This is a genomic window from Mesorhizobium sp. M2A.F.Ca.ET.067.02.1.1 (assembly GCF_004023285.1).
Classification (GTDB): domain Bacteria; phylum Pseudomonadota; class Alphaproteobacteria; order Rhizobiales; family Rhizobiaceae; genus Mesorhizobium.
Genome location: NZ_RZSB01001373.1, coordinates 1 through 575 on the forward strand (window position 1 = coordinate 1; position 575 = coordinate 575).

The following is a 575-nucleotide window of genomic DNA, read 5'->3' on the forward strand; positions in this document are numbered from 1 at the left end:
GGCGAGGTCGAGATGATTGGTCGGCTCGTCGAGCAGAAGCACGTCGGGATCGGTGACCCAGACACGCGCGATCAGCGCCAGCCGCTGCCAGCCGCCGCTCAGCGCGCGCATCGGCCGGCCGCGCATGTCTTCCGGCACGTCGAGCGAGTCGAGAACCACGTCGACGCGCCACAACTCGCTGTCGCGCTGCTCGACCGGCAAGGCGTCGGCGACGACGTCATGGAAGCTGCGGTTGAGCAATGCGCCGGGAACGGATTGCTCGACATGGCCGACGCGCAGGCCGCGTGACCGGGTGATGTCGCCGGAGGTGGGTTCGAATTCACCGGCCAGGCATTTGAGCAAGGTGGACTTCCCACGGCCATTGGCTGCGACGATGCCCAGCCGGTCGCCGGCGCCGATGGTGAGGTCGAGGTTGGAGAAGAGCGGCGCACTCATGGTGACGCCGACGGATTTGAGGCTGATCAGGGCCATTCGATTTCTCTGGTCTTGCCGGAAAGTCCGGCTGATGCACTTTGACGGTGCGCCGGCTGATCAACGGATCAGCTTAGCGGCACCACGAAGGGCAGACCAAAAAT

General features: G+C 65.2%; 1 protein-coding gene. It reads right to left on the minus strand.

Annotation, left to right across the window (positions count from 1 at the left end; genetic code table 11):
- On the minus strand, positions 1-471 hold a 471-nt coding region (locus tag EOA28_RS37885; RefSeq protein WP_148671216.1), incomplete at its 3' end, for an ATP-binding cassette domain-containing protein.
- Positions 472-575 lie beyond the last annotated feature (104 nt).